Origin of the sequence: Streptomyces piniterrae (assembly GCF_005048155.1) — a bacterium.
Classification (GTDB): Bacteria; Actinomycetota; Actinomycetes; order Streptomycetales; family Streptomycetaceae; genus Streptomyces; species Streptomyces piniterrae.
Window position 1 is genome coordinate 293,151 of record NZ_SUMB01000003.1, and the last position, 23,534, is coordinate 316,684.

18 protein-coding genes and 1 pseudogene are annotated in these 23,534 nt (G+C 72.2%); 9 read left to right on the plus strand and 10 right to left on the minus strand.

Features of this window, described 5'->3' with window-relative positions; all coding sequences use genetic code 11:
- Positions 1 to 17: 17 nt before the first annotated feature.
- On the minus strand, positions 18 to 2,597 hold the full coding sequence (locus FCH28_RS10055; RefSeq protein WP_136739478.1) for a beta-glucosidase family protein: 2,580 nt from the start codon (positions 2,595 to 2,597) through the stop codon (positions 18 to 20).
- Between the two features lie 158 nt (positions 2,598 to 2,755).
- On the opposite strand from FCH28_RS10055, the gene FCH28_RS10060 reads away from it, so the two are divergent.
- From FCH28_RS10060 to FCH28_RS10070, 3 genes are all read left to right on the plus strand, one after another.
- Positions 2,756 to 3,418, plus strand: coding sequence for a TetR/AcrR family transcriptional regulator (locus tag FCH28_RS10060; RefSeq protein WP_425471920.1), 663 nt, complete (start codon positions 2,756 to 2,758; stop codon positions 3,416 to 3,418).
- Positions 3,419 to 3,473: 55 nt separating this feature from the next.
- Positions 3,474 to 4,763, plus strand: a complete 1,290-nt coding sequence (locus tag FCH28_RS10065) for a pyroglutamyl-peptidase I (protein ID WP_136739479.1) — start codon at positions 3,474 to 3,476, stop codon at positions 4,761 to 4,763.
- Between the two features lie 108 nt (positions 4,764 to 4,871).
- Positions 4,872 to 6,275 carry a nitrilase-related carbon-nitrogen hydrolase gene (locus tag FCH28_RS10070; RefSeq protein WP_136739480.1) on the plus strand — a complete coding sequence of 468 codons (1,404 nt, stop codon included), beginning with the start codon at positions 4,872 to 4,874 and terminating at the stop codon, positions 6,273 to 6,275.
- A gap of 89 nt (positions 6,276 to 6,364) precedes the next feature.
- Here FCH28_RS10070 and rbsK read toward each other — a convergent pair whose 3' ends face one another.
- From rbsK to FCH28_RS10110, 6 genes and pseudogenes are all read right to left on the minus strand, one after another.
- On the minus strand, positions 6,365 to 7,273 hold the full coding sequence (gene rbsK, locus FCH28_RS10075) for a ribokinase (RefSeq protein WP_136739920.1): 909 nt from the start codon (positions 7,271 to 7,273) through the stop codon (positions 6,365 to 6,367).
- 104 nt (positions 7,274 to 7,377) lie between these two features.
- Positions 7,378 to 9,269: pseudogene (locus tag FCH28_RS39090) on the minus strand (ABC transporter permease/substrate-binding protein).
- A 130-nt stretch (positions 9,270 to 9,399) separates the two neighbouring features.
- A complete protein-coding gene (locus FCH28_RS10095) occupies positions 9,400 to 11,208 on the minus strand; it encodes a sugar ABC transporter ATP-binding protein (protein WP_246102627.1) in 1,809 nt (602 codons plus the stop codon).
- A 111-nt stretch (positions 11,209 to 11,319) separates the two neighbouring features.
- A complete protein-coding gene (locus FCH28_RS10100) occupies positions 11,320 to 12,324 on the minus strand; it encodes a LacI family DNA-binding transcriptional regulator (RefSeq protein ID WP_136739921.1) in 1,005 nt (334 codons plus the stop codon).
- A 255-nt stretch (positions 12,325 to 12,579) separates the two neighbouring features.
- Positions 12,580 to 13,008: an organic hydroperoxide resistance protein gene (locus FCH28_RS10105; RefSeq protein ID WP_136739484.1), complete on the minus strand. Its 429-nt coding sequence runs from the start codon at positions 13,006 to 13,008 to the stop codon at positions 12,580 to 12,582.
- Between the two features lie 198 nt (positions 13,009 to 13,206).
- Complete coding sequence (locus tag FCH28_RS10110) at positions 13,207 to 14,226, minus strand: NADP-dependent oxidoreductase (RefSeq protein WP_136739485.1); 1,020 nt, start codon at positions 14,224 to 14,226, stop codon at positions 13,207 to 13,209.
- 87 nt (positions 14,227 to 14,313) lie between these two features.
- Here FCH28_RS10110 and FCH28_RS10115 point away from each other — a divergent pair, with 87 nt between their 5' ends.
- Both FCH28_RS10115 and FCH28_RS10120 read left to right on the plus strand, forming a co-directional pair.
- Positions 14,314 to 14,745, plus strand: coding sequence for a MarR family winged helix-turn-helix transcriptional regulator (locus FCH28_RS10115; protein ID WP_136739486.1), 432 nt, complete (start codon positions 14,314 to 14,316; stop codon positions 14,743 to 14,745).
- A gap of 176 nt (positions 14,746 to 14,921) precedes the next feature.
- The gene (locus tag FCH28_RS10120; protein ID WP_136739487.1) at positions 14,922 to 15,551 is read left to right on the plus strand and encodes a mycothiol-dependent nitroreductase Rv2466c family protein; all 630 of its coding nucleotides are present in this window, start codon (positions 14,922 to 14,924) and stop codon (positions 15,549 to 15,551) included.
- Here FCH28_RS10120 and FCH28_RS10125 read toward each other — a convergent pair.
- Entirely contained in the window at positions 15,544 to 17,214 is a 1,671-nt protein-coding gene (locus tag FCH28_RS10125; protein WP_136739488.1) for an MFS transporter, read from the minus strand. The two genes, FCH28_RS10120 and FCH28_RS10125, sit on opposite strands and share 8 nt — an antisense overlap.
- Before the next feature lie 192 nt (positions 17,215 to 17,406).
- Between FCH28_RS10125 and FCH28_RS10130 the strand changes: the two genes are divergently transcribed.
- Positions 17,407 to 18,348 (plus strand): TetR/AcrR family transcriptional regulator C-terminal domain-containing protein, encoded by a 942-nt coding sequence (locus FCH28_RS10130; RefSeq protein WP_136739489.1) that lies wholly within the window; start codon positions 17,407 to 17,409, stop codon positions 18,346 to 18,348.
- 53 nt (positions 18,349 to 18,401) lie between these two features.
- Here FCH28_RS10130 and FCH28_RS10135 read toward each other — a convergent pair whose 3' ends face one another.
- The gene (locus FCH28_RS10135) at positions 18,402 to 19,784 is read right to left on the minus strand and encodes a PucR-like N-terminal domain-containing protein (RefSeq protein WP_246102629.1); all 1,383 of its coding nucleotides are present in this window, start codon (positions 19,782 to 19,784) and stop codon (positions 18,402 to 18,404) included.
- 4 nt (positions 19,785 to 19,788) lie between these two features.
- On the minus strand, positions 19,789 to 19,935 hold the full coding sequence (locus tag FCH28_RS38030) for a hypothetical protein (RefSeq protein ID WP_169314113.1): 147 nt from the start codon (positions 19,933 to 19,935) through the stop codon (positions 19,789 to 19,791).
- Between the two features lie 275 nt (positions 19,936 to 20,210).
- Here FCH28_RS38030 and pgfA point away from each other — a divergent pair, with 275 nt between their 5' ends.
- The 3 genes from pgfA to FCH28_RS10150 all read left to right on the plus strand — a co-directional run bounded on the left by pgfA (position 20,211) and on the right by FCH28_RS10150 (position 23,534).
- Entirely contained in the window at positions 20,211 to 21,221 is a 1,011-nt protein-coding gene (pgfA, locus tag FCH28_RS10140) for a cell envelope lipid trafficking protein PgfA (protein ID WP_136739490.1), read from the plus strand.
- Positions 21,222 to 21,583: 362 nt separating this feature from the next.
- Complete coding sequence (locus FCH28_RS10145) at positions 21,584 to 22,801, plus strand: glycosyltransferase family 4 protein (protein ID WP_136739491.1); 1,218 nt, start codon at positions 21,584 to 21,586, stop codon at positions 22,799 to 22,801.
- 7 nt (positions 22,802 to 22,808) lie between these two features.
- Positions 22,809 to 23,534, plus strand: coding sequence for a class I SAM-dependent methyltransferase (locus tag FCH28_RS10150; RefSeq protein ID WP_136739492.1), 726 nt, complete (start codon positions 22,809 to 22,811; stop codon positions 23,532 to 23,534).

Sequence of the window (23,534 nt, forward strand, 5' to 3'; positions counted from 1 at the left end):
TCCCTGCCGGCGAGGGTTCAGTGGACGGTGATCTCCGTGGCCAGCCGGCGGTCGTCGATGCTGTGCGCCGCTTCGACGGTGTAGACGCCCTCGATCCGGCGTCGGCGGCCCGCCGCCTCGTCCCAGATCTCGAAGGCGCGGTCCGGCAGCGGGATCTCGGTCTCCGCGGTCTCGCCCGGACCGGCCTCGACGGCGGCGAAGCCGGCCAGCCAGCGGGCCGGCCGCTCGACCGCTTCGCCGGTGGCGGCGTCCCGGGGCGCCAGGTAGATCTGCACGACCTCGCGCCCCGGCCGTGCCCCGGTGTTGCGGAGCCGGATCCGGACCGAGCCTGGGGTGGCGTGCAGTGACTCGTACGTCCAGTCGGTGTAGCCGAGGCCGTGGCCGAAGGCGTACGCGGGAGCCGGGGTGCCGGGCCGCTGCCAGGCGCGGTAGCCGATGAACAGCCCCTCGGAGTAAGGGAGTTCACCGTCGGCGGGGGTCACGCGGGTGACCGGGGCGTCCGCGAGGCGGGCCGGCCAGGTGGTGGGCAGCCGGCCGCCCGGTTCGTGCGTGCCGAGCAGCACGTCCGCCAGCGCCGCGCCGGCCTCCTGTCCGGCGAACCAGCTCAGCAGCACGGCCGGGACCCTCTCGCGCCAGGGGAGTTCCACCGGGGAGCCGGAGTTGACGACCACGAGGGTGTGCGGGTTGGCGGCCGCGACCCGGGTGACCAGTTCGTCCTGGCGGCCCGGCAGCCTGAGGTCGGTACGGTCGAAGCCCTCCGACTCGACCTCTTCCGTGGTGGCGACGACGACGATCGCGACATCTGCGCCGGCCGCCGCGCGGACCGCCTCCTCGATCTCCGCGTCGGGGTCGCGCTGCGGTTCGCTGTGCCCCAGGGCGAAGCTCAGCGCGCTCATCCCGTCGCCGACGCCCAGGGCGAGCGGCACGAACCGCAGCGTCACCGCGACCTCCTCACCTGCCGTCAGCTCCGCCGTCACCCGCCGCTCGACGGGGTTCATCAGCGCCTCGAACGGGTCGCCGCCGTCCGGCGCGCAGCGGCCGTCGAAGAGGACCGCGCCACCGACGGTGAGCCGCAGATCGCCGGTGCCGGAGACGGCGAAGGTGTGGCTGCCGGTGACCTGGGGGGTGAAGCCGCCGGCCAGCTCGACGGCGGCGAGGTTGTGCCGGGTGACGCCGTCGGGGAAGCCGCCCACCGCCAGCACCTTGCCGTCGAACTGCGGTGCGTCGGCGAGGAGTCGGCCGTCGGCGGCGAGGTAGCGGGCGCGCAGGGTGAAGCCGGTGCGGGCGTGCGGGACCCGGGTGCGGGGGTCGGCGCCGACCGCGAAGGCGACCTCGACGTCATCGGGCAGCGCGGCGCGCAGGCCCGCCAACGGGGAGACGATCTTCTCGGGGAAGACGGTGGCCGAGCCGCCGCCGAGCACCCGGGCATCACGGGCCGCCGCTCCGATGACGGCGACCTTGTGGATCCTCGCGGCGTCGATCGGCAGCACCCGCCGAGCGACGCCCACCGGCTCGTTCCGCAGCAGTACGAAGGACTGCCGGGCGAGTTCGCGGGCCACCGCCCGGCCGTCGATCCCGGAGGGGACGTCCGCCGGGTCCACCGCGGCCGGCACCCCCGCCAGGCATCCCGTACGGGCGGCGAGCAGCAGCACCCGGCGCACCGCGTCGTCCACCTCGGACTCGGTGACCTCGCCCGCGCGCACGGCCGCGGCGAGCGGAGCGCCGAAGACCGTACGGGGACCCGGCATCGCCACGTCCAGGCCGCCGCGGAGCGCGCGCACCGTGTCGCGGGCCGCCGTCCAGTCGGAGACGTTGCAGCCGTCGAAGCCCCATTCGCCGCGCAGGACTTCGTTGACGAGATGGTGGTGCTCGGTCATCGTCGAGCCGTTGACCTGGTTGTACGCGGTCATGATGCCCCAGGGGCGGGCGTTTTCCACGATGTGCTCGAAGGGCGCGAGGTAGAGCTCGCGCAGCGCGCGCGGGGCGATGCGGTTGTTGACGGTGAGCCGGTCCGTCTCGGCGTCGTTGCCCACGAAGTGCTTGACCGTCGTAGCGACGCCGCCCTCCTGCACACCGCGGACGTAGCCGGCGCCGATGGCACCGGTCAGCAGCGGATCCTCCGAATAGCACTCGAAGTGGCGGCCGCCGAGGGGCGAACGGTGCAGATTGACGGTTGGCGCGAGCAGAACGTGGACGCCCTTGCGGCGGGCCTCCTGGGCGAGGAGATGTCCGGCGCGACGGGCCAGCTCCGGGTCCCAGGTGGCGGCCAGTGCCGTGGGGCTGGGCAGTGCGACGGAGGGATCCTCGGCGCTCCACTTCTGCCCGCGCACACCGATCGGCCCGTCCGACATCACGAGCGACCGCAGCCCGATCCCGGGAACGGCCGGCAGCGTCCACATGTCCTGACCGGACAGCAGCAGGGCCTTGGTGTCGAGATCGAGGGCGGCGAGCGCCTCGGACACGGCCGCGGTGTGGTCGGTGGCGTCGGCGGGGCGGATGGCCTCCGCGGATCCGGTGGCTCCAGTGGCTCCGGTGGATCTGTCGGACCCGGCGGATCTGGCGGAGTGGGCGTGGCGTTCGTCGGCCGTGGAGGTCATGCGGCGCTCCCTGAGTGGACGTGTGGTCCCATGGCCTGAATTGATACCCGCGCGCCGTGCGAGCGGTAGGAGATGTTGCCATTCCGTTATCCCGGTGCCTGGGGGATCTCAGGGAATCCGCCGAGGGTTACGCTCGCCGGGTGAACGCGAGAGACCCGTTGGCCGCACGAGATCAGGACACTCCCCGCACCGGCGCCCGGCCGGGTGCGCGGCGGGGCGGCGGCGGGCGGGAGGCCCAGCGCGCGGAGCGGCGATCGGCCATCCTGGAGGCCGCCATGGAGCTGATATCCGAGCGCGGCTACCGACGCACTTCCCTGGCCGCCGTCGCCGAGCGCGCCGGGCTGACCCAGCAGGGGCTGCTGCACCACTTCCCCACGAAGGAACTGCTGCTGGTCGGCGTCCTGGAGGCCCGCGACCGCTGGGACCTCGCCTCCGCGGCGGCGTACTCGGGCGCGTCGAGCACCGACACCCTCGCCCAGCTCGTCGACTACAACGCCACCCGCCCCGCCATCGTGCAGACGTACACGGTCCTGTCCGCCGACAGCGTCACCGAGGACCACCCCGCCCGGGACTTCTTCGAGTCCCGCTTCCGCACCGTACGGGAATCGATGGCCGCCGCCCTCCGGGCCGAGTTCGGCGACACGCTGCCCGGCGGGCTGACGCCGGATCAGGCGGCCCCCCTCATGGTCGCGGTCATGGATGGGCTCCAGCTGCAGTGGCTGCTGGACCCGGAGAAAGTCGACATGCCGGCGTCGTTCCGGGACTTCCTGGCGCTGCTCGGGCGGGACGCCGGGCAGGATGACGGCCGGGAGACTCCGTAGGCGCCCGGACAGCTGCCCCTACCGTCCCTGGGCGCACACCCGCTTTACTCACCCCATGAGACACATACGTACCACGTTGGGCGCGCTCGGCGTCGCGCTGATCGCCGCGGTCCCCCTGTCCCTGACGGCTCCGGTCGCGGCCACGGCAGCGCCCGGTGACACGCCCGCCGCCACGGTGGAGGAGGGGCGGCTGACGCAGGCCGCGCCCCAGGAGATCCTGCGGCGCAGCGGATTCGACGTGTGGGAGAGGGAGTTCGCCCGCGGGCTGGCGGAGGTGACGACCTACCCGGAGGCGAAGCGGTATGTCGCGCACGAGGGGCGTGCCCTGTGGCGGCGGGCCGTGGACCGGGCGCAGGGGCGCGGGCCCGAGGGCGGCGATCTGAGCCGGGACGACGACCGGCCGCTTTACTGGGCGCGGCTGGGGATGACCAAGGAACTGCGGGACTGGCGGCCGGAATTCGGGCCGACGGAGTCCCAGAAGGAAGCCCTTCTCGGGCTGTTGGAGCGGACGTCGCGCGGTCAGGATTCGATCGAGCTGCCCGCCGGGAAGCACGTGGTCCGGATCGTCGTGACCGGCTTCGACCCGTTCCAGCTGGACGCGGACGTGCGGCGCAGCAACCCCTCGGGGGCGGCGGCACTCGCGCTGGACGGGACGACGGTGCGCACCGCGTCGGGGCGGCCGGCCCGGATCGAGACGGTGGTCTTCCCGGTGCGGTGGGCGGACTTCGCGGCGGGGACGGTGGAGCGGACGCTGCTGCCGCACTTCCGGCAGGGGGCCCGGCAGGTGGACCTGTTCACCACCGTCAGCCAGGGGCGGCCCGGACGGTTCGACGTCGAGCGGACCAACGGGGCCTGGCGGGGCGGCTATCCGGACAACGCGCGCGAGTCCAGGACCGAGACCGTGCCGATTCCGGACGGGGTGCCGACCGTGCACCCGCAGCCGCAGTGGACGACCACCAGCCTGCCGTACGAGCGGATCGTCGCGGCCGGCACGGGTCCGTTCCCGGTGGTCGACCACACCGCGGTCACCGAGATCCCGGCCGGCGGCACGGACCCTGTCGAGCGGCCGGACGGTCCGACGCCGGGGTCCACGGCCCGTGCGGGGGGCGGCGGCGACTATCTCTCCAACGAGATCGCCTACCGGGCGACGCTGCTGCGCGACGCGGTACGGCCACAGATCCCGGGCGGGCATCTGCACACTCCGGTGCTGGCGTTCGGGCCCGGCAACACGGATCCGGCCAGCGGCAAGGTCACCGATCCCGTCTTCGTACGGAACCGGGTCCAGATCACCGGGCAGGTGCGGGCGATCGTGACGGTGGCGGCGTCGGAGGTCGCCCGGGGGTAGGGCCTGCCCGATGGGTCACGGCCGGGCCCGCGACCCCCACCGACCTGCGCGGGAGGGAGTTATCCACAGGCCCGCACGCGTCGTGGACGCGGCAGGCATGATGAACGCATGTTCCTCGCAGCCGCACAGTTCACGCCGGTCCCCCGCGATATCGACGCCAACGCCGCGCGGATGGCCGCGCTCATCACCGAGGCCGCCGGGCGCGGCGCCGGCCTGGTGGTCTTCGCCGAACTGGCGCTGTCGCGCTACGACTTGGAGGCGATAGCAGCCGACCCGGAAAGGATGACGGTCACGCCCGACGACGCCCGGCTCGCCCCCGTGAGAGAGGCGTGCCGGGCGGCCGGAGTCGGCGCGGTCGTCAACGCCCCGGGGCGCGGCGCCGGAGGGTCCCGCCCGCATATCTCCTCGTTCGTCTACGGGCCGGACGGCACCCTGCTCACCCGCTACGACAAGCTGCACCTGTCCGGGGCGGAGAACGACCTCTTCGCCCCGGGCACCACCGACGGCCGCTTCACCCTGGGCGGGATCCGTTTCGCCCTCGCCACCTGTTTCGACAACACGTTTCCCGAGACCCCCGAGCGGGCCGCCGCGGACGGCTGCCGGGTGTATCTCGCCAGTTCGTTCCACGACAGCCCGGAGCGGTTGACCCTGTACGCGGAGATGGCGCAGAAGCACGGGCTGCACATCCTGCTGGCGAACGGCACCGGGACCGGTACCGGCGTCGACAACCCCGACCGCCCGGCCTGCGGCCGCAGCAGCGCCTGGCTGCCCACGGGCGAGCTCGTGGCGACGGCCGGCGACGGGACGGAACTGGCCCCCGGCGGCGGATCGGAGCTGGTGCTGACCGACGTCCGCGACCAGATCACGCTGATGGCGGACCCGGCGGTGGCCGCGATCCCCGTCCGGGAATGCGCCGAGCCCCTGGTGGACGTACGGACCGCGGCGCCCGGACTCCTCGTCTCCGGGCTGGTGCAGGACGCGCGGGGAGCCTTCGCGCATCTGCGCCAGGGGACGCTGCGCCGGCTCCTCGCGGCACAGGAGTCGCTGCCGGACGGACTGCGGCTGCAGTTCGTCGAGGGCTACCGGCCACTGGCCCTCCAGCGGCGCTACTTCGAGGAGTACACCGACGAACTGCGTGCCGCGCACCCCGACTGGACCGCGGCACGCATCCACGAGGCCGCCAGCCGCTATGTGTCCCCGCCCGACATCGCCCCGCACAGCGCGGGCGGCGCGGTGGACCTCACCCTGGTCACCGCCGACGGAAGCCCGGTCGACATGGGCACGCCGATCAACGCCTCACCGGAGGAGAGCGACCGCGCCTGCTACACCGCCGCGCCCGGACTGTCGCCCGCGGCCCGCGCCAACCGCCGGGTGCTGAGCGCGGCGCTGACCGCGGCGGGCCTGGTCAACTACCCCACCGAGTGGTGGCACTGGTCCTACGGCGACCGCTACTGGGCGCTGGAGACAGGCGCGGCACACGCACTGTACGGACCGAAGGAGCCGGCCGGATGAGATGCCTCCGCCGGGCGGCGGGAGCCCTGACGGGCCGGGCGCGCAGCCCCGCCGGCGTCCCCGGGCGCTCAGTTCCCCGGCAGGAGCGCTCAGTTGCCCGGCAGCTGGTCCAGTTCCTCAAGGGTCGGGTACGACGGCTGGGCGCCCGGCTTCGTGACCGCGGCGGCGCCGACGCGTACCGCGAACCGTGCGGCTTCGGGGAGGGCGTCGCCGCGGGCCAGGCGGGTGGCGAGGGCCCCGGTGAAGGCGTCCCCCGCGCCGGTGGTGTCCACGGCCCTGACCTTCACACCCGGGACCTCGTGCGCTCCCGAGGCGTCCAGGACCAGTGCGCCGTCCCCGCCGAGGGTGACGACGACCGAGCGGGCGCCCTTGTCGCGCAGCGCGTGCGCCCACTCGCCGGGCTTGCCGTCGGTGAGCCCGGACAGCTGCCGCGCCTCGTGCTCGTTGACCACCAACGGGTCGGCGACGGCGAGGAGTTCGGGCGCCAGGGTCTCGGGCGCCGGGGAGGGGTTGAGGACGACGCGGGTGCCGGCGTCCTCGGCGGTCGCGGCTGCGGCCCGTACGGACTCCATGGGGATCTCCAGCTGGAGGGAGACCACCGAGGAGGCGGCGATGACGTCCTTCGCCGCGGCCACGTCCCGCGGGGTGAGCGCGGCGTTGGCGCCGGGCGAGACGACGATGCTGTTGTCGCCGTCCGGGCTGACGATGATCATCGCGGTGCCGGTGCGGGCCGCTTCGTCCACGATCACCGGCGCCACATCGGTGCCCGCCTCGCGCTGGGCGCTCAGCAGCAGTTCACCGAACGCATCACCGCCGACCCGCGCCAGCAGCGCGGTGCGCCCGCCGAGCCGGGCCGCGGCGGCCGCCTGGTTGGCGCCCTTGCCGCCGGCCGACTCGACCAGGTCCGTGCCGAGCACGGTCTCGCCCGCGCCGGGCCGCCGCTCCACCCGCACCGTCAGATCCGCGTTGGCCGAGCCGACCACCAGGACGTCGTACATACGCCTTCTCATCTCCACTGTTCCACTGTCACAGCCGTCGAATGTCGCGCTGTCACAGCCTCGGTTTTCCTCAACCGCCGGACCGGTTCGGCCGTCGGACTTCTTCAGCCGTCGAACTTCGCGACGTTCTCGGCGGTGACCAGCACCACCGGCACCTTCACCGACTTCGGCAGCTTCTCACCGCGGGAGGCCTTCAGCGCCCAGTCCACGGCCTGCTTGCCGAGGAGTTTTGGCTGCTGGGCGACGGTCGCGGTGAGGCGGCCGTCGCGGACCGCGCGGACGCCGTCCGGCGTGCCGTCGAACGCCACCACCTTCACGTCCTTGCCGGACCTGCCGCCCAGCGCCTTGGACGCGCCGAGCGCCATCTCGTCGTTGGCGGCGAACACCCCGTCGATACCGCGGTGCGCCTGGAGCATATTGGACATCACATCCATGCCCTTGGTGCGGTCGAAGTCGGCGGGCTGCCGGGCGACGACGCGGATTCCCGGGTACTTCCTGATGCCCTCCTCGAAGCCCCGGCCGCGTTCCCGGGCGGCGGAGGTGCCGGGCTGGCCTTCCAGGAAGACCACCTTGCCCTCGCCACCCAACGATTCGGCCAGCGTCCGGGCGGCGAGCCGGCCGCCCTCGACGTTGTCGGAGGCGATGGTCGAGCCGACCTCGCCGCCGTTGACGCCACGGTCGATGGAGATGACCGGCACCTTCGCCCGGTTGGCGACGCCGACCGCCGGAACGGCCGCATCGGAGTCGACCGGGTTGATGATCGCCGCCTTGACGTCCTGGCTGGTGAACGTCTCCATCTGGTTGATCTGCTGGGTGGGGTCGTTCTGCGCGTCGGTGATGTTGATGTGGAGGCCACGGGCGTCCGCCTCGGCCTGGGCGCCTTCCTTGATGCCGACGAAGAACGGGTTGTTCAGGGTGGAGAGGGCGAGGCCCAGGTCGGTGTCACCACCACGGTCACAGCCGGCCAGACCGAGGGCGAGCGTCGCGGCCAGACCCGCCGCGAGGGAGGCCCTGATCCGGACGGCCGTCCTCAGACGCACGGGTGGCGTCTTCGTCCGCGCCACAGGTGTCCACATACGCACCGGCAGCGACGTCGTACGCCTGGGCGGCGTCGTCGTCCGCGGCCTCATCGCGCGCTCCGGCGGCGCAGGGTGTCCAGCAGGACAGCCAGCGCGATCACCAGTCCGATGGCCACCTGCTGCCAGAACGCGGAGACGCTCAGCAGGTTGAGGCCGTTGCGCAGCACGGCGAGGATCAGTGCGCCGATGAGTGTGCCGGACGCCTTGCCGGAGCCTCCGGAGAGGCTGGCGCCGCCGATCACCACGGCGGCGATGGCGTCGAGTTCGTAGCCGACGGCGGCCTGCGGCTGGGCGGAGGTGAGCCGGGCCGCGAGCACGATGCCGGCGACCGCGGCGAACAGGCCGGACAGCGCGTAGATGACGAGCTTGCGGCGCTTGACGTCGATGCCGGAGAGGCGGGCCGCCTCCTCGTTGCCGCCGATCGCGAACATCGCGCGCCCCGTGTACGTACGGGCCAGGATCAGCGCGGCTGCCAGCCCCATCGCGATCATGACGAGGACGGGTACCGGGAGCCAGCCGCCGAGGGTGTCGCCGAGCGTGCTGACCGAACCGGGGAAGGCGATCGGCGAGCCGCCGGAGAGGACCAGGGCGAGGCCGCGGCCGATCGACAGCATCGCCAACGTGGCGATGAAGGCGGGCAGTCGGCCGTACGCGACGAGCGCGCCGGAGATCAGTCCGGCGGCCACACCGACCGCGAGACCGAGCAGCACTGCCGTCCAGACGGGGAGCCCTTCGCCGGTGGCCGCCCAGGCGACGACGGTGGCGGAGAGTGCCGCGACCGAGCCCACCGACAGATCGATACCGGCCGAGACGATCACGAAGGTGACGCCGAAGGCGAGGATCGCGGTGACCGACGCCTGGACGCCGACGTTGAGCAGGTTCTGTCCGTTGAGGAAGTCCTTGGACAGCACCGCCATCACGACGACCAGCGCTATCAGTCCGCCGAGCGGGCCGTTCCTGAGCACCGCCCGGGAGAACCACGGCCCGAGGCCGTCCCGGTCCGGTGCCCGTCCCACCGCCTCGCCGGTGGCTGCTGCCGTCTTCACCTCAGCGGACATCGGAGCCCTCCATCGCGCTCTGGTCGTCGGTGTTCTTGGTGCTCTTGGCGCTCTTGGCGCTCTTGGCGCTCTTGGCGCTCTTGGCGCTCTTGGCTCTTGTGGCTCTTGTGGCTCTTGTGGCTCTTGTGGCTCTTGTGGAAGCGGAGCCCTTGGAAGGGGAGTTCTTGGTGGTGGAGCTCTGAGCGGTGGAGCTCTGAGCGGTGGAGCTCTGAGCAGCGGAGCTCTGGGGCGTGCCGTCGCTGGAAGTGCCCTCGCTGGAAACGCCGTCCTGGGACTGGAGCGCGAGTTCCATCACGGCATCCTGGGTGGCTTCTTCGGCCGTCAGCTCACCGGCCAGCCGGCCCTGCGCCATCACCAGCACCCGGTCACTCATCCCGAGGACCTCCGGGAGATCGCTGGAGATCATCAGCACCGCGCAGCCGGCCGCCGTCAGCTCGTTCACCAGCCGGTAGATCTCGACCTTCGCCCCGACGTCGATACCGCGGGTCGGCTCGTCGAGGATCAGCAGCCGGGTCTCGGCCAGCAGCCACTTACCGATCACGATCTTCTGCTGGTTGCCGCCGGAGAGGGTCCGGGCGGGCTGGCCGAGGCCACTCATCCGCACCTTCAACCGCCCGGCGACGGCGGCCGCTTCGCGTCGCTGGCCGCGCCGGTCCACCAGCCCACCGCGGGTGTCACGGTCCAACCGGGCCAACGTCAGGTTGTCCTGGAGCGAGGCGTCCAGAACCAGGCCCTGCCCCTTGCGGTCCTCCGGTACCAGCCCGAGCCCGGCGCGCATCGCCGCCCGTACGTCGCCGCGGGCCAGCTGCACGCCGTCGATCTCCACCGTCCCGGCGTCGTAACGGTCCACGCCGAAGATCGCCCGTGCGACCTCCGTACGGCCCGCGCCGACCAGCCCGGCGAGGCCCACGACCTCGCCCGCCCGCACCTCGAAGTCGATGCCCTCGAAGACGGGCCCCGCCTTCGCGCCCTTACGGGTCAGGCCGCGGACGCGCAGCAGCGGTGCGCCCGGCGCGTCGGGGCGCCGGCGCGGGTACTGCTCGGCGATGTCCCGGCCGACCATGAGCCGGATCAGTTCGTCCTCGTCGGTGGTGGCGGGGACTTCCGCGACCGAGCGGCCGTCGCGCAGCACGGTGACCCGGTCGCCGAGTGCGCCGATCTCCTCCAGGTGGTGGGTGATGAAGATGATGCCGACGCCGGATGCGCGCAGCTCGCGGACGATCTCGAAGAGGGTCTCGACCTCCTCGGAGGTGAGTACGGCGGTCGGCTCGTCCATGATCAGCACGCGGGCGTCGAGGCTGAGCGCCTTGGCTATCTCCACCATCTGCAGCCGGGCGATACCGAGTTCGGCGACCGGGGTGTCCGGGGAGACGTCGAGGCGCACCCGGCGCAGGAGTCCGGCGGCGCGGGCGCGCATCGTCTTCCGGTCGACGAGGCCGAGCGCGGTGCGCGGCTGGCGACCGAGGAAGAGGTTCTCGGCCACGGTCAGGCCGGGCACGAGGTTGAACTCCTGGTAGATGGTGGCGATGCCGAGGCGTGCCGCGTCCTGTGCGGAGCGGATGTGCACCTCCTGGCCGTCGACCACGATGCGCCCCTCGTCGGGGCGGTGGGCACCGGAGAGCATTTTGATGAGCGTGCTCTTGCCGGCCCCGTTCTCGCCGAGAAGGACATGCACCTCACCGGTACGCAGGCCGAGGACCACACCGTCCAGCGCGCGCACGCCCGGGAACGATTTGGTCACCCCCGCCACGCGCAGCAGTTCGCGGCCGCCCGGTACGTCGTCTTTGACGCCGGTCATGCGCTGCCCCTCTCTCCTTCGGGTGTTTGCGTTGAGTGCCCGGGTTTCCGCGTTCGGGTACCCGGGTGTCCGCGTTCCGGCTCTCAGGTGGACGGCGCGGCCTGCGGCGGGTCAGTCGGCCGCCCGCGACTCGCCGCAGGAGCGGCGCGGTACGAGCCGGGCCGGCAGCAGCACCGAGTCGGGGCGGCGGCCTTCCACACACTCCAGGAGGGTGTGCACGGCGGCCCGCCCCAGATCGCGGGTGGGCTGGGCGATGGCGGTCAGCGGCGGGTCCGTGTGCCTGAACCACGGCACGTCGTCGTAGACGACCAGCGCGACATCGTCGGGGACCCGCAGACCGCGCGCGCGGAGTTCGTCCATCGCGCCCAGCGCCATCAGGTTGTCGGTGGCGAGCACCGCGTCCGGCGGCTCGGGCAGGTCGAGGAGGTCGCTCATCACCCGGCGGCCGCCCGTGTGCTGGAGGTCGAGGGTGGCGCCGACCCGCTCGTCGGGCAGCGCGATGCCGTGCGCGGCCAGCGCCGTACGGAAGAGCTCCAGGCGCTCGTCGCCGGTGGGCGTGCCGCCGGGGGCGACGATGATCGCGGGGCGGCGCCGGCCGAGGGCAGCGAGGTGCGCGGCGAGGTCGGTGAGCGCGCCATGGCCGTCGGCGCGTACGCAGGGGGCGTCGATGCCGGGCACGGTGCGGTCCAGCAGGACCAGGGGGGTGCCGGAGGCGACGGCCTCGCTGAGCATCGCCGAGCCGGTGCCGGCCGAGCTGACCAGCAGGCCGTCGATCCGCCGGTCCAGCAGGGTACGGATGTAGTCGTCCTGCTGGTCGGGGCGTTCGCCCGCGTTGCCGATGACCAGGCTGTAGCCCAGGCTGCGGGCCGCGTCCTCGACGGCGTCCGCCAGCTCGGTGAAGAAGGGGTTGGTGAGGTCGCTGATGATCAGTCCCAGCGCGCCGGTCCGTGCGGTGCGCAGCGCGCGGGCGACGTTGTTGGGGCGGTAGCCCAACTCCCGTACGGCGGCGAGCACCCGCTCACGGGTCTCGGCGACCGGGCTGCGGCCGTTGAGCACCCGGGAGACGGTGGCGACGGAGACGCCCGCCCGCTCTGCCACGTCCTTGATGTTCGTCATGAGGCCGCCGCCCGCCCGTTCCATGTAATCGATTTCATCCTTGGCGCGAGACCCTACGAAATCGATTACACGGCGGGTGCGTCAAGGCGTCGACAATGTGGTCCGCATCACAGGGACGGCTGATCACTCAACGGCCGAGGGCCGCACCCCGCTGGGTACGGCCCTCGGCTTCGGACTGTGTCGCGCGCCCGGCAGGCGCGTCTCAGGCATGCAGACGCGCCTGAGGCAGACGCCTCTCAGGCATGCGGACGCGTGTCAGGCGACGGTCAGCTTGACCTCGATGTTGCCCCGGGTGGCGCTGGAGTACGGGCACACCTGGTGCGCCTGTTCCACGAGGTCCTGGGCGGTGGCCGCGTCGACGTTCGGAATCGAGACGGCGATCTCGACCGTGAGGCCGAAGCCGCCGGCCGCGGTCTTGCCGATGCCGACCTTGGCGGTCACCCGCGAGCCGGAGACATCCGCGTTCTCCCGGCGGGCGACGACGCTGAGCGCACCCTGGAAGCAGGCGCTGTAGCCTGCCGCGAAGAGCTGCTCGGGGTTGGTGCCGGCGCCGCTGCCGCCCTGCTCCTTGGGCGGGTTGACGATCACGTCGAGCTTGCCGTCGTCGCTGGCGACGCGGCCGTCCCGGCCGTTCTCAGCGGTGGCGACGGCGGTGTAGACGACGTCGACGGTCTGGATGGACATACCGAATCCTCCTGTGGTTCGCCGCGACTCGCGCCCACGGATCGCGACGGCTTGCCGCGAGCCTAACGGGCGAGGTCAAGAGGGCGGGGGCGGGGCTCGTACGCCTTCCGGCTTCTCCCCCCGCCCCCGCCCCACCCCCGGCCCCACCCCCGGCGATCAGCGCTCAACGCTCGACCCCCAGCGATCAGCCCTCGGCGATCAACCGTCCAAGCTCACGATCATCTTCCCCGTGTTCTCGCCGCGCAGCATGCCCAGGAACGCCTCGACGCCGTTCTCGATGCCGGTCACCTTGGTTTCGCCGTACTTCAGCTCGCCGGAGCGGATCCAGGCGGAGACCTCCTTCACGAACTGCGGCTGCATCGCGGAGTGGTCGCTGACCATCAGGCCCTGGAGACGCAGGCGCTTGCCGATGACGAGCGCGAGGTTGCGGGGTGCCGGGGCCGGCTCGGTGGCGTTGTACATCGAGATCATGCCGCACACCGCGACCCGGCCATGGACGTTGAGCGCGCTGATGGCCGCCTCGAGGTGGTCGCCGCCGACGTTGTCGAAGTAGACGTCGATTCCGTCCGGGGCGGCCTTCTTGAGCTGCTCGGTGACATCGCCGTTCTTGTAGTTGAAGGCGGCGTCGAAGCCGTACTCCTCGACCAGGAGCTTGACCTTGTCGTCGGAACCGGCGGAGCCGATGACCCGGGAAGCGCCCTTGAGCCTGGCGATCTGGCCGACCTCGCTGCCCACCGCGCCGGCCGCACCGGACACGAAGACGACGTCGCCCTCCTTGAAGGAAGCGACCTCCAGCAGGCCGGCGTAGGCGGTCAGGCCGGGCATGCCCAGCACGCCGAGGTAGGCGGTGAGGGGTGCGAGGGACGGGTCGACCTTGGCGGCGTGCTTGGCGTCCAGCACGGCGTACTCGCGCCAGCCGGAACCGTGCAGAACGTGGTCGCCGACGGCGATGGACTCGGCGTTCGAGGCGATGACCTCGCCGACCGCGCCGCCTTCCATCGGCTGGTCCAGCTGGAACGGCGGTACATACGACTTCACATCGTTCATCCGGCCGCGCATGTACGGGTCTACGGAGAAGTGCTGGTTGCGGACGAGGATCTGGCCCTCGCCGACCTCGGGCACCGCGGCCTCGCGCAGCGCGAAGTCCTCCGGGGTGGGCCAGCCGTGCGGGCGGGCGACGAGGTGCCATTCACGGCTGGTCGTGGGCAGTGCGGACATAGCGCGGTCCTCCTAAAGCTTCATGTACTGAAACAACCATGCTCCTCGATATTTCATGTTGTCAAGTATTTGGGTATCCTCCTGTGTATGACTCCGCGTGCAGACCCCCTGACCGTCGAGGTCGTCGACCTCATCGGCACCGTTGTCTCCCGTTACTACGAGGAGTACGAGCACGCCGCGGCCGAGCACTCCCTCACCGGAGCCCAGGCGCGGGTGCTGAGCCTGCTCTGCGTCGAGCCGCTGCCGATGCGCAAGGTCGCGCAGCGCCTGAAGTGCGAACCGTCGAACATCACCGGCATCGTGGACCGGCTGGAGTCGCGCGGGCTGGTGGAGCGCCGTCCCGATCCGGCCGACCGCCGCGTCAAGCTGGCCGCCCCGACGGACGAGGGGGCGCGCACCGCCGACCGGCTCAGGAGTTCGCTGGGCTTCGCCCGGGAGCCGCTCGGCCAGCTGACCGTCGCCGAGCGCACCCTGCTCAAGGAGCTGCTCCAGCGGATGCTGGGCATCGCGCCGGAGTAGGTGCGCCGGGCGGGACGCACGCATACCCGGGGGGACGAGGCAAAACACAACGGGGACGCGACGGGGCACGACGAGGTACGACGGGGCACGGCGAGATGCGGCGTCGGAATTGGCCCAGGTTCACAGGGCATGAATGTCCCATCGGAGTGGGCCGACGCCGTTCTAGGCTGTCCGCCATGACCTCCCAGACCAGCGGTTCCGCCCGCCACACCGTCGACTTCTACTTCGATCCCATCTGCCCCTTCGCCTGGATCTCGTCCCGCTGGATCCTGGAGGTGGAGCAGCACCGTGACCTCGATCTGCGCTTCCGGGTGATGAGCCTGTCCGTGCTCAACGAGGGCCGTGCGGACCTCCCCGAGAAGTACCGGGAACTGCTGGACGAGGGCTGGGGACCGGTGCGGGTGTGCATAGCGGCCGCGCAGGAGCACGGCGAGGACGTGCTGCGCGACCTGTACACGGCGCTCGGCACCCGTTTGCACAACGAGGGCCGCGAGGACACCGCCGCCGTCATCGAGGAGGCGCTGGCCGAGGTCGGACTGCCGGTCGAGCTGGCCCTCGCGGCCGGCCGCGAGGCGTACGACGACGCGCTGCGCAAGAGCCACCACCAGGGCATGGACCCGGTCGGCGAGGACGTGGGCACGCCCACGGTCCACATCGACGGTGTCGCGTTCTTCGGCCCGGTCCTGACGGCGATCCCGCGCGGCGAGGAAGCGGTACGGGTCTTCGACGGTGCCCGCCTCCTCGCCGGTTACGACAAGTTCTTCGAGCTCAAGCGGACCCGTACCGGCGACCTCGACTTCAGCTGACGCCACCACGGGCGGGGACGGAGGCGGGCGCTGCGCCGCCCTGGTCCGGGCGCTCCCCCGCCCCCTCCCCCTCTCCCCCTTCGGGGGAGGGGGCGGGGGTGGGTTCGGGGGTGGGGGGATGAACACCCCGATGGACACGCCGCAGCAGCCCCACCGCCAGCACCGCCCCGCAGGCCATCACACCGGCGGCGCCCAGTACGGCCACCTGCAGCCCCTCGGTGAAGGCCGAGCGGGCCGCCGTCAGCAGCGCCTCGCCCGCCCGTTCCGGAAGCCGGCCGGCGACCGCGGCGGCGCCCGCCAGGGTCTCCCGCGCCGCGTCGGCCGCACCCGCGGGAAGGCCGGCGGGCAGCGCCCCTCCGATGTCGTCCCGGTAGACCGCGCTCCCGATGCTGCCCAGGATCGCCATCCCCAGCGCACCGCCCAGTTCCGTCCCCGACTCCAGTACGGCCGAGGCGGAGCCGGCACGCTCGGGCGGGGCGACTCCGAGGGCCAGTTCATTGCCGAGGGACATCACCACCACCAGGCCCGATGCATAGACCGCGGAGCCGACCAGCACGAACCACAGGGCCGAGCCCGGCTCCAGCCAGGACAACCAGGTGAATCCGCCGGCCGCGATCAGAAAACCCGCGCCGATCACGTACGCCCGGTCCATCCGCTGGGCGAGCGCGGCGGCCGCCGCCGCCATTCCGCCCACCGCGAGGGTCGGCACCAGATTCCACAGCGCCGCCTCCATCGGGCGCATGCCCCGTACGGACTGGAGGTACTGGGTGAAGAACACCGCGCAGCCGACGACGGCGAACATCGCCAGCAGGTTCATCAGCACCGAGACGCTGAATCCGCGGTGCCGGAACAGTTCCAGGTCGAGCATCGGATGGCGGGCGGTGCGCTGGCGGAGGACGAATCCGGCGGCGGCCAGCAGGCCGATCGCCAGGGCGGCGGCGGGCTGCGCCGACACCCCGTCGCGGGCGATCTCCTTGATCCCGTAGACGATCGGCAGCATCGCCGCCAGTGACAGCGCCGCGCCGGGCAGATCGAAGCGCCCGGCCGCCGGATTCCTGAACTCGGGCAGCAGCAGTGGCCCACACACCAGCAACAGCACCATCGCGGGCGCGTTGATCAGGAAGACCGAGCCCCACCAGAAGTTCTCCAGCAGCGCCCCGCTGAGCACCGGGCCGAGCGCGATCCCGCCGGTCGTCGCCGCCGACCAGATGGCGATGGCCTTGCCGCGCTGCCTGGCGTCATGGAAGAGATTGCGGATCAGCGCGAGCGTGGACGGCATCAGGGTCGCGCCGCCTATACCGAGCAACGCCCGTGCGGCGATCAGCATTTCCGCGCTCTGCGCATACGCGGCGAGCCCGGAGGCGAGGCCGAAGAGCACGGCGCCGGTCAGCAGCAGCCGGCGGCGGCCGATGCGGTCGCCGAGCGCGCCCATGGTGATCAGCAGGCCGGCCAGTACGAAGGCGTAGATGTCCAGGATCCACAGTTGCTGGACGCTGCTGGGTCCGAGCTCCTCGGTCAGGAACGGCACCGCGAAGTAGAGCACCGAGACGTCCATCGAGACGAGCAGGCAGGGCAGCAGCAGAACGCCAAGGGCGGTCCACTCCCGGCGGCCGGCCAGCGGCGGAGATACGTAAGGCGTAGATGTGTACGGAGTAAACGACATGGGTGACACAGTAAGCAGCCGGTGATTACGGCGCAAACATCAGGCGGGACAAGGGAGTTGGAGGTGCATCACACTAGTGCACTTGCGTCCGTGGGGGTCCGGGCCAGGCAGGCCAACGACCGCAGCTGGCAGGCCCGCTGCTACCCTCGACCCGCTCGACACCGCCCTAGTGCACTAGTACGGAGGCCGCCCGTGGACCGCCCCGCCCCGCCGCCCTACCGTCGGATCGCCGACGACATCCGGCGCCGTATCGACGCCGGAGAGCTGGCGCCGGGCGACCGGGTGCCGTCGACCCGGCGGATCACCCAGGAGTGGGGCGTGGCGATGGCGACCGCGACCAAGGTGCTGACGACGCTGCGTCAGGAGGGGGTCGTAAGGGCCGTGCCGGGTGTGGGTACCGTCGTGGCCGAACCGCAGCGGGCCGCCCGCGCCGAACCGCCCCGCGGGCGCCGGCCGCGCGACACCGACACCGGGCTGAGCCGCGACCGCGTCGTAGGGGCCGCGATCAAGGTCGCCGACGCCGAGGGGCTGCGGGCCCTGTCGATGCGCCGGGTCGCCGCCGAGTTCGGGGTGTCCTCGATGGCGCTCTACCGGCATGTGGCGAACAAGGACCAGCTGGTGCTGCTGATGGCGAACGCGGCGTTCGGGGACGTACGGCTGCCGGATCCGGCGCCGGAGGGCTGGCGGGACCGGATGGAGGCGGGCGCGCGGCTGCAATGGGCGCTCTACCAGCGGCATCCGTGGCTGGCGCAGTATCTGTCGGTCACCCGGCCGCAGCCGATGCCGCGGGCGATGGCACTGATCGAGTGGACGATGGCGCGGGTCACGGGGATGGACCCGGTGACGCTGATCCATATGGCACTGACGCTGCTGAGCTTTGTGGTGTCCACCGCCGCCGGGCTGGAGGACGACCTGGAGGCCGAGCAGGAGACAGGGTTGGACCAGGAGCAGTGGATGGCGTCGATGGAGCCGGTGTTCGAGGGCATCCTCACCTCGGGCTCGTACCCCATGTATGCGGGGGTCGCGGGGATCGACGGGGACGTGGTGAACCTGGAATCGCTCTTCGAGTTCGGGCTGGCCCGCATCCTGGACGGGATGGGGCTGCTCATCGAGCGCCGGGCGGGCGGGGTCTGACGCCGGGCGGGCAGGGCATGACACCGGGCGGGCAGGGCCTGAGGCTCGGCGGCCTACTCCAGCTCCCCGCGCAGCCTCCGCGCCCGTAACACCAGCTCCAGTTCGAAGCGGCGGTCGGGGTCGTCGATCTCCCAGCCCCACAACTCCCGTATCTGGCGTAACCGGTAGCGCACGGTCTGCGGATGGACGCCGAGCCGGGCGGCGACCTCGGGGGCGCCGCCGCGGGTTTCCAGCCAGGCGAGCAGGGTCTCCGCGAGCCGACGGGCGTGGGTGGGGCCGCAGCGGGCCAGTGGTGCGAGGCGGCGGCGGGTGAGGTCGTCGATCAGCTCCTCCGGCGGCAGCAGGACCAGCGCCTCGGTGTGCTCGGTGCACTGCAGCAGCTCACCCGCCGGCAGCAGTCCCCGCTCCATCAGACCGACCGCGGCCCCGGCCCAGCGCAGCGACTTCACGGCGTCCGGCAGCGGTACGACGGGCCCGATCGCACCCGACCAGCCGGCCGCCGCGCGCGCCAGGAGTTCCCGCCGCCCCGGGGCGTCCGGCTCCGGCACCACCATCCGCGGCCGTTCGCACTCCATGTCCAGCAGGACGTCCGAGGCGACGGCGGGCGCCACCGCCTCGCGGGCCGGGCGCAGCAGGACCGCGACCGCGACCCGCTCGGGCAGCGGCCAGCCGATCCGGGCGGCGACCTCGGCGAGCACGGATCCCGGATCGCCCGCACCGGCCGCACCGGAGGCACCGGACGCGCCCCCCGCCTCCCCGCCGCCGGCCCGGCGCTGCCGCCGCACCCCGTAGCCATCGCCGCGTGCTCCATGGCCCTCGCCGCGTGCCCCGTAGCCGCCGCGCGCCGCCGCCTCCGGGGCTCCGGTGAACAGCTGCTCCATCAGGCGGCGTTGCAGCCGCAGCCGTTCGCCGGCCTGGCGGGCGGCGGCCTCGGCGTAGCCGCGTACGGATTCGGCCACCAGCCCGTCGAGGTACTCGAAGCCGGATTCGGCGAGTTCGTACATCGCCGGGGCCGGGATGGCGACCTGCTGGCCGATCTCGGCGAGCCGCCGCCAGGCCAGCCGTACGCCGAGCCGGTACATGGCCTGGAGGGCGTCCAGGCTGCGGCCCTGCATGCCCTCGCCGCGGCCGAACTCCTGGAAGACACGCGGGTGGACATGCGGGCGGTCCAGCCCGGCCATCATGTGCTCGACGAAGTGCTCCAGCGACTGCCGGATGCCGACCAGGGCCTGCGGCTCCCCGAACGCGTCGGGGATCAGGGGTAATTGGGGGAATTCACGGCGGATCTCGGCCAGGATGTCCTGGGCCAGCGTGGGCACCTCGTCCATGGCCAGCGCGGCGAACTGCCGTACCTGGTAGGGCGGGACGTCCCGCCACGCCGAGCGGACCTCGGTCACCACGCCCCGGCCCGCCGCCCGCCCGGCCCGTCTCGTCATGCCACTACCCGTCGGTCCGGTCGAAGGTCACCAGCGGCACATTGGGCTGCTCGGCGGGCGCCTCCAGAGCGGCGACGATGCCGAACCCGGCGCCCACGGCGAGGGCGGCCGCGGCCAGCGCGGTCAGTACGGCGGCGAGCGTTCGGTGCATGGCGCGGCGAGCCCCTTCGTCGATGCCGGAGGCCCGTTGTCGGGCTCCGTCGAGTTGGTGCGGCACACGGTCCGGCCGGGGCGGATTGCGCCCGCGGAGCCGGCTCGATGCCGCGTTCCCACAGCGCGGCACCACGTCAGTCGTGGTGCCTGCCGAGTGTGGAAGGGCATTGACGCCCTGTCAAGAGTTCGCTTACCTTCCCGGCCCAGGCGCGTCACGACGACGCCGCACGTGCACCAGAGCGTGTTCCCCCACCGCTGCCAGGAGTGCTCGTTATGCGTGAATCCGCTACGACAGGCGCCCGGTCCACCCCCGTCGACGCCTCGGCCGCCGCCCCGGTCACCGCTTCGCCGCTGTCCCTGGTCCTGCTGGGTCTCGGCGTGTTTCTGCTGGTCCTCGCACCCATGCTGGCCTGGTACGTCGAGCCGCGAGCCAAGGTCACACCGGTGGATGTGGATGTCACCACGGTCTTCACCGGCACCGGCAGCTACTTCGACACCGAGGCGCTGAAGACCAGGGAACGGCAGAAGATCACCATCACCCGGCATGTGCTGGGCGATGTCACGGCGAGCGAGGAGAGCGGGCGGGCGGTGTGGGACGTCTCCACGACCGTCGACACCCCGAAGACGCTGGCCCTGAAAGATCCGCGCAAGGCGTTCCAGTGGACCACCGAGCGCTGGGTCACCGACCGGCGCAGCAACGCCCCGGTGCACTGCTGCGAGGAGGCGCCGAGCCGCTTCGACGGGGATGCGTACCTCAAGTTCCCCTTTGATCTGCAGAAGAAGAGTTACCGCTGGTGGGACAACACGCTGGGCGCCGCCGTCCCGCTCCGCTTCGCCGGCACCAAGCGGATACAGGGATATGAGGGCTATCGCTTCACCGGGACCGTAGGGCCTACCAGGACCGGGAGCCGGCAGGTTCCGGGGCGGCTGGTCGGGCGGCCGCGGCAGGGCCAGATCCAGGCCGAGGAGTGGTACGCCAACTCCGGGATCGAGCTGGTCGTCGAGCGGCGCACCGGCCGGATCATCAACGCCTCGATCTCGCCGCGCAAGACGCTGCGGGCACCGGGAGCCGGGCGCGATGCGGTGACGCTGCTGGACGGCCGCAGCCTTGAGTTCACACCCGCGACACAGCGGGCCCAGGTGGAGCTGGCGAGGGCCGACAGCGACAAGCTGGCGCTGGTCGGGGAAACGCTGCCGGTGGGCGCCGCGGGGGCGGGCGGCGCGCTTGCGCTGATCGGGGTGGTGCTGGTGGTGCTGGGGAGGAGGCCGATCGGCAGGCCCTGAGTGAAGTGATGAACCGTCAGTAAAAACCGACCCGGATTTTGTCATCCCGGTGAGTAGCCGCATCGAACAGGGCGGCGAAAACTATCCACCCCACACGCAGACGACCGTTCTTCCGGTCGGCAGAATTCCGCAACACCACAGCAATCGCACGGCAACAACTGCACGGCAGCACCACAGCACCGCACGGCAAGAGCCGCACGACACCACAGCACCGCAGCACGCCAGCGCCACAGCACGTCAGCACGTCAGCACGTCAGCACGTCAGCACCGCATGATGCCGCACATTCCCCCCCCGCACGACTCAGTACGCAGTACGTATCCCCCACCGCTGGTACCGCACCCTGAGACGAGTTGGAGCGCACATGCCCCAGCACGTACCACCGTCCCCGCCCCTCGCACCAGCCGCACCAACGCCCTCGACAGCTCCGCCTCCCCTGCCCGCGCCGCCGTCGTCCGGGCCGCCCCCGCTCCCCCGCCGTATCGTCTTCCTCGCCCGCCGCGACCTGGACAACCCCGCCGCCGGCGGCTCCGAGCTGCTGGTGGACCGGATCGCCGAGGGCCTCGCCGGGCACGGCCACCAGGTCACCCTGCTGTGCGGCGGGCCGGCCTCCCCCGAGCTCGCGGCTCCTCAACAGCCGGGAGGAGTCACCGCCCGCGGCTACCGAGTGGTGTCGGCGGGCGGCGACGCCGGGCATTTCCTGCGCGCCCCCCGCCAGTTGGCGCGCCGGGTCGGCGACTGCGATCTGCTGGTCGAGGTGTGCAACGGCATGCCCTATCTCGCGCCGCTGTGGCATCGCGGCCCGACCCTGTGCCTGGTCAACCATGTCCATACGGACCTGTGGCAGATGCGCTATCCGGCGCCCGCCGCCCGGCTCGGCCGCCGCCTGGAGCACTGGGCGCTGGCCGGCACCCACCGCCGCAATCTGATGGTCGCCGTCTCGGGCTCGACCGCGTCCGCGCTGCACGGCCTCGGCGTGGATCCGGACCGTATCCGGCTCGTCTACAACGGCGTGGAGGAGCCCGGACCGCTGGTCCCCAAGGCACCGGAACCACTCTTCCTGGCCATGGGGCGGCTCGTCGAGTACAAGCGGATCGATCTGCTGCTGCGCCTCTGGGAACGGGTCCGCCCGGTGACCGGCGGCCGGCTGGTGATCGTCGGCGACGGCCCGGAGCGGGCACGGCTGACCGCGATGGCCGGCCCGGACGTCACCTTCACCGGCCATATCTCCGAGCAGCACAAGCACCAACTGCTCTGCTCCGCATGGATGTTGCTCCATCCGTCGCTCGTCGAGGGCTGGGGTCTGGTGGTCATGGAGGCGGCCGCCCGCCGCACCCCCGCCGTCGGCTTCGACATCCCCGGTCTGCGCGACTCCGTCGAGGACGGCGTCACCGGTCTGCTGGCACGTGGTGAGAGCTCGTTCGCCGCGCACTGGTGCACCCTGGCGCTCAGCGCCCACCGCCGGGACGCCCTGGGCGCCGCCGCCGAGCGGCGCGCCGCCCGCTTCCGATGGAGCCATACGGTCCGCAGCTTCCGGGCGGTCGCCGCGGAGGCGTTCATCAACACGCTCCCCAGGCGGTGATGCGCCGGTGCGCGACCCCTCGCTGCGCAGGTCGTACGCCCTCTTCCGGGCCTTCCTGCGCGAACAGACCGAACCGGAGCACTGCTACCGGCTGCTCGCCCGCGACGCCGCCGACCAGGTGGAGCGCCATGTCCCGTTGCGGGGCGCGGTGGTCGCCGATGTCGGCGGCGGCAGCGGGCACTTCACCGAGGAGTTCCGGCGCCGCGGCGCATACGGCTATCTCTTCGAGCCCGACACGGCGGAGCTGACCGCCCGCGGCCGGGTCCCGGACGGGGCGGTGGTCGCGGACGGCTATCTGCTGCCGCTGGCCGACGGCGCCGCCGATGTCTGCTTCTCGTCCAATGTCCTGGAACATGTCGCCGACCCGCAGACGTTCCTGAGCGAGATGGTCCGGGTCACCCGTGCCGGCGGCCTGATCTATGTGTCGTTCACCAACTGGCTGTCCCCGTGGGGCGGCCATGAGACCGCGCCCTGGCACTACTTGGGCGCCGAGCGGGCCCGCGCCCGCTACCGGCGGCGCACCGGCCGGCCGGCCAAGCACACCTTGGGCGAGAACCTCTTCGCCGTGCACATCGGACCCACCCTGCGCCAGGTGCGGGCCCGCGACGACATCGCCGTCGTCTCCGCCCGCTCGCGCTACGCACCGTTCCTCGCCGAGACCATCCCCCGCCTCCCCGGCGTACGCGAGATCGCCACCTGGAACCTCCTCCTCATCCTCCGGCGGCTGGCATGA

What these genes read in the sequence shown, in the direction of transcription:
- pgfA (WP_136739490.1), top strand. Translation starts at nt 20,211, where the DNA reads ATGCGTGAATCCGCTACGACAGGCGCCCGGTCCACCCCCGTCGACGCC.
- FCH28_RS10145 (WP_136739491.1), top strand. Translation starts at nt 21,584, where the DNA reads ATGCCCCAGCACGTACCACCGTCCCCGCCCCTCGCACCAGCCGCACCA.
- FCH28_RS10070 (WP_136739480.1), top strand. Translation starts at nt 4,872, where the DNA reads ATGTTCCTCGCAGCCGCACAGTTCACGCCGGTCCCCCGCGATATCGAC.
- FCH28_RS38030 (WP_169314113.1), bottom strand. Translation starts at nt 19,935, where the DNA reads ATGCACCGAACGCTCGCCGCCGTACTGACCGCGCTGGCCGCGGCCGCC.
- FCH28_RS10105 (WP_136739484.1), bottom strand. Translation starts at nt 13,008, where the DNA reads ATGTCCATCCAGACCGTCGACGTCGTCTACACCGCCGTCGCCACCGCT.
- FCH28_RS10115 (WP_136739486.1), top strand. Translation starts at nt 14,314, where the DNA reads ATGACTCCGCGTGCAGACCCCCTGACCGTCGAGGTCGTCGACCTCATC.
- FCH28_RS10135 (WP_246102629.1), bottom strand. Translation starts at nt 19,784, where the DNA reads ATGACGAGACGGGCCGGGCGGGCGGCGGGCCGGGGCGTGGTGACCGAG.
- FCH28_RS10100 (WP_136739921.1), bottom strand. Translation starts at nt 12,324, where the DNA reads ATGACGAACATCAAGGACGTGGCAGAGCGGGCGGGCGTCTCCGTCGCC.
- FCH28_RS10110 (WP_136739485.1), bottom strand. Translation starts at nt 14,226, where the DNA reads ATGTCCGCACTGCCCACGACCAGCCGTGAATGGCACCTCGTCGCCCGC.
- rbsK (WP_136739920.1), bottom strand. Translation starts at nt 7,273, where the DNA reads ATGTACGACGTCCTGGTGGTCGGCTCGGCCAACGCGGATCTGACGGTG.
- FCH28_RS10065 (WP_136739479.1), top strand. Translation starts at nt 3,474, where the DNA reads ATGAGACACATACGTACCACGTTGGGCGCGCTCGGCGTCGCGCTGATC.
- FCH28_RS10120 (WP_136739487.1), top strand. Translation starts at nt 14,922, where the DNA reads ATGACCTCCCAGACCAGCGGTTCCGCCCGCCACACCGTCGACTTCTAC.
- FCH28_RS10125 (WP_136739488.1), bottom strand. Translation starts at nt 17,214, where the DNA reads ATGTCGTTTACTCCGTACACATCTACGCCTTACGTATCTCCGCCGCTG.
- FCH28_RS10055 (WP_136739478.1), bottom strand. Translation starts at nt 2,597, where the DNA reads ATGACCTCCACGGCCGACGAACGCCACGCCCACTCCGCCAGATCCGCC.
- FCH28_RS10095 (WP_246102627.1), bottom strand. Translation starts at nt 11,208, where the DNA reads ATGACCGGCGTCAAAGACGACGTACCGGGCGGCCGCGAACTGCTGCGC.